Origin of the sequence: Frigoribacterium sp. MEB024, assembly GCF_000878135.1 — a bacterium.
Lineage (GTDB): Bacteria > Actinomycetota > Actinomycetes > Actinomycetales > Microbacteriaceae > Frigoribacterium.
Map to the genome: position 1 here is coordinate 1 of NZ_JXQZ01000085.1, position 4,485 is coordinate 4,485.

General features: G+C 75.6%; 4 protein-coding genes. 1 reads left to right on the forward strand and 3 read right to left on the reverse strand.

Annotated features, from left to right (window positions below; translation table 11 throughout):
• From SZ60_RS13690 to SZ60_RS13700, 3 genes are all read right to left on the reverse strand, one after another.
• Nucleotides 1-316, reverse strand: a 316-nt coding sequence (locus tag SZ60_RS13690; RefSeq protein ID WP_231567174.1) for a response regulator transcription factor, incomplete at its 3' end; no start/stop codon positions are given.
• Complete coding sequence (locus tag SZ60_RS13695) at nucleotides 313-1,710, reverse strand: histidine kinase (RefSeq protein ID WP_043596798.1); 1,398 nt, start codon at nucleotides 1,708-1,710, stop codon at nucleotides 313-315. The genes SZ60_RS13695 and SZ60_RS13690, both read right to left, overlap by 4 nt.
• Nucleotides 1,711-1,802: 92 nt before the next feature.
• Entirely contained in the window at nucleotides 1,803-3,896 is a 2,094-nt protein-coding gene (locus SZ60_RS13700; RefSeq protein WP_043596795.1) for a serine hydrolase, read from the reverse strand.
• Nucleotides 3,897-4,031: 135 nt separating this feature from the next.
• Between SZ60_RS13700 and SZ60_RS13705 the strand changes: the two genes are divergently transcribed.
• A complete protein-coding gene (locus tag SZ60_RS13705; RefSeq protein ID WP_052505416.1) occupies nucleotides 4,032-4,412 on the forward strand; it encodes a hypothetical protein in 381 nt (126 codons plus the stop codon).
• Nucleotides 4,413-4,485 lie beyond the last annotated feature (73 nt).

Consider the following 4,485-nt stretch of genomic DNA (forward strand, 5'->3'; position numbering starts at 1 on the left):
CGTCGACGGCACCGCCGCCGAGGGCCGGGCCGCCGCCGAGGGGCGCTGACGAGCCGAGGCCGCCGGCAGCGGCCGTTCCCGCGCCACCGGGCCCGACCCGGGCGTCGACGATCGCCCGCGTGGCCTCGATGCCGTCGCCGCCGGGCATGCGCACGTCCATGACGACGACGTCGGGCCGGGTGCGTCGCACGACCTCGACCGCCTCCCGCCCGCCGGACGCCTCGCCGACGACCTCGATGCCGCCCGCCGTCTCGAGCACGACCCGGAAGCCGGTGCGCACGATCGCCTGGTCGTCGACCAGCACGACCCGGATCACTCCGCACCCCCGCCGGCGAGCTCCGCACCGGGCCCGGGCGTCGCGGCAGGCGCCGACGGCCCGGCCGCCGAGGCATCGGCCTCGACCGGCAGCTCGAGCCGCACCCGCCACCGACCCTCGGCGGTCACCCCGGTGTCGAGCCGTCCGCCGACCAGGTCGGCCCGCTCGCGCATGCCGACCAGCCCGAAGCCGCCGCCCCCCGACGTGTCGCGAGAGAGGGGCAGGTCGTTCTCGACGACGATCACGAGGGACCCGGCCGTGGCGCGCAGGCGCAGCTCGACCGTCGCCCCCGGAGCGTGCCGACGGGCGTTGACGAGCGCCTCCTGCACCGTGCGGTAGGCCGTCACGTCGGCGAGCGGGGCCAGCGACGGCAGCGTCCCGTCGACGTGCGAGTCGACGACGGCCCCGGAGGCGCGGGCCTGGTCGACGAGGTCGGCCACGTCACCGAGACCGGGGACCGGCACGGTGCCGCTCGGCCCGTCGCCGGTCTCGCGGAGGATGCCCACGATCGACCGGAGCGCGTCGAGGGTCTCGCGGCCCTGGGCGCGGACGCTGCGCAGGGACTCCTTGGCGCGCTCGGGGTCGCCGTCGACGAGGCGTTCGGCGGCACCCGCCTGCACGACGAGCCCGGTGAGGTGGTGGGCGGCGACGTCGTGCAGTTCACGGGCCATGCGCGTGCGCTCGGCGGCGACCGCGGCCCGGGTGAGCGTCGCCTGGTGCTCGACGCCCTCGGCCGCGCGGGCCCGGGCGTCACGGTCGTGGGCGCGGCGCAGGGCCACCCACGAGCCGACGGCGGCGCTCACGCCGTTGATCAGCACGGCGCTGGCCACGAGGGCGAGGGCCTCGACGACGACGCCGACCTCGCCGAGCCCCGCGGCGGCCCCGAGCTGGTCCTTCACGAGGGCCGAGGCCCCGACGGCGGCCCCGACGGCCTCGATGCCGACGGCGGCGAGGACCGCCCCGACGACGACCCGCGTCGGCCGCAGGGTGGCGACCGTGTACGCCGTGACGACGGGGGCGGCCGTCCACAGGGCGAGGCCCGTCGGCAGCACCGCGAGCAGGGCGGCCTGCAGGACGGCGACCGCGAGCAGGGCCGTGACGGGTCGGACGCGTCGGAGCGCCAGTGGCACGTGCTGGACGAGCGCCAGCACGATCACGGCGACGATCTGGGCCGTCGGGATGCTGCGGTTCGCGCCGTAGAACTCGCCCGCCGCGAGCAGCGTCGCGAGGAAGGCGATCGTGACGAGCGCCCAGACGCCGGCGAGCACGACGTCGCGGCCGAGCACCGTGTGCACGCCGAGCCGGTCGAGGACCCGGCGCACCGTGTCGACCCCGGGGCCGGCCCGGTCGGCGGCCGGCGCCGCGGCGGGCGGGGTGTCAGGGCTCGTGGTCACGGTCCGAGCATGCCAGGTGCCACGGGCCTCCCGGCCCCGGACCGACGACGGCTGTGCACCGTCGGCCCGGGTGTCGCGCTGGGGGCGGGGCATCAGAAGCTCACGCTCGGGGCGATGAGGCGGAAGCCGAAGGCGAATCCGGCGAGCACGACGAGCGACACGAGGACGAGCACGCGTCCGGTCACGACGGCCCAGCCGCGACGCTCGCGCACGGCCTGCCAGGCGACCAGGGCGGCCGGCACGATCGCGACGACGCCGAGCAGCTGCAGCCCCTGCAGCACGCGCAGGGTCACGGCCGACACCTCGGCGAACGACATGGCCTGGACCGCGACGACCGCCCAACCGACGAGGGCCAGCAGCGTCGACGCCTGTCCCAGACGGGACAGCAGCAGGGTGCGGTCGCGGCGACGCGGGGTGGTCGCGACCACCCCGGTCGACGGGCCGGCCCGGAGGTCCCGACGGCGGCGTCCCACACCGGCGAGGGCGGTGGCCGGCCAGACGATCATCGAGGCGAACAGCACCACGACGGCCAGGATCACGCTCGGCAGCACGGCCGACGCCGCCTGCCAGGGCTGCGCCCGCAGCATGGTGAAGGAGGCGCCCCACGAGATCGCCTCGACCGTCGAGTCCCCGTCGGTGTCGGCGGTCCGCGTCGCGAGCAGGGCGTCTCCGCCGACCTCGCGCCACAGGTCGGTCCCGACCTTCTCGTAGACGCCGGTGGTCACGCCGAGGGGTTTCGGGGTGACGGCGACCGTGCCGTCCGAACGGGGGACGATCGTGGTCTGACCGCTCAGCGCGAGCAGGGCGCCGGGGTTGGTGACGGGGGAGCGCGACGAGAGGTACGTGCCGGCCAGGTCGGCGGCCACGGGGCCGTCGGTCGAGTCGGTCGAGTCGGACGCGTCGGTCGAGTCCGCCGCCGCCGCGTCACGCAGGTACCGGTCGGCGAACCCCTGCAGCACCGTGGTGCGCAGGTCGAGGGAGGCCGTGGCCGATCGTCCGCTGCCGTTCATGCTGAGGAAGATGCCGGTGTCGTGCTCGGGGAACATCCGCATCGCCGAGTGGAACACCTGCGTGTCGCCGTCGTGGCCGAAGGCGGCCAGGCCGGGCGTGCTGTCATCGAAGAACGCGAGGTCCATGCGTTGGCCGACGACGAGCGTGCCGAGGTCGTCCGCGTCGAGGGCGGGGCGGTGCATCTCGGCGAGCGTGTCGGGCTGCAACAGCGCCTGGTCGTCGGGCAGGTCGCCGAGCTGGGCGAGCATGAACCGGGCCATGTCGGTCGCGGTGGCCGACATCGCACCGGCCGGCGCCGCGTTGACGACCTCGGTGGCGACGGCGGGCTTCGAGTCGTCCGGGTAACCGTGCGCCAGACGGGCGTCCAGGTCGGCGGGCAGCGGCTGGGCGAACGACGACGAGGTCATGCCGGCCCGGTCGAAGACGTCCTGCTGCAGCAGGTCGGCGAACGGGACCCCGCTGACGCGCTCGGCGACGTAACCGGCCAGGGTGGCTCCGTAGTTGGAGTACGCCGGGGTCGTGCCAGGCACGAAGACCTGGGCCGGGGGAGCCTCGCTGACGGCCTCGCGCAGCGTCTTCTCGCTGCCGGGCGTGCCGATCAGTCCCGCGATGACCTCCTCGAAGCCGGCCGTGTGGGTGAGCAGGTGCCGCAGGGTGACGGCGCCCTTCGGGGTGTCGAGGTCGAAGTCGAGGTACTGCTGCACGTCGGCGTCGAGGTCGAGGTCGCCCTGCTCGACGAGCTGCATGACGGCGGTGGCCGAGACGACCTTCGAGACCGAGCCGACGCGGAACAGCGTGCGCTCGGGGTCGACGGCCTCGGCGGGCGTCTCGCCGGTGCCGGTGTCGGCCATGCCGTAGCCGCGGGCGGTCAGCAGCTTCCCGTCGGCGACGACCGACACGGTCGCCCCCGGGATGCCGGTCGTCTGCAGCGCCGAGCCGACGGCCCCGTCGAGCCACGAGTCGACGTCGTCCTGCGTGAGGGAGCGCCCGCCGGGCTGGTGCTGCGGCGGTGCAGGAGGCGCGGGGTCGGCGGTCGCGCCCGTCGCCCCGGACGCGCACCCGGCGAGGGTGACGCCCAGGGCGACGACGGCCGCGGCGGCGAGGGACTTTCGGACGAGGAGGCGCGGGTGGCGCCGCCGGGACGGAGGGGCTTCTCGGGTCGGTGTCGTGATCATGCCTCTACGCTCGCGGCTGCGCCGCCGCGACACCGGGTGCAGGAGTCGGGACCTCGCCTACGACTTTCGTCGTACGCCGGTGCCTCCCCGGCCCGGACCAGCCGGGCGTCGGTGGTCGCGCCTACGGTCACCGACATGGGCGTGCAGACGAAGTTCGAGAACGCGCGGGCGGCGCTGCGCAAGCCGCCGGCCGAGCACCCGTGTGCGATCCCCCCGATCCCGGGCGGGCAGGGGCTGTGGCTGATCCGGCAGGGCGAGGCGCCGGCGCTCGGCTTCGTGCGCCAGCGGCCGGTCACGGGCGGCTTCGCGTTCGACGTCTACGCCCACTGCCGCGACGAGGGCGGGCGTCGCCCGTGGCTCCACACGGCGTCGTCGCTGAACTCGGCCGTCGCGTGGACGCTGCAGCACGACGCCGACGTCCGCGCGCTCATCGCCCGCAGCACCGCCGAGCCCGACCCGTGGCCGCCCGCCGCGCCTCCCGAGCCTGCCTCCGGTCGCCGCCGCCGCACCCTCTGAGCGCGAGCCCGACTGCACGCGAAAAACCCGGTTTCGAACGATGAACCCAGAAGAAACGGGGTGCATCGTTCGA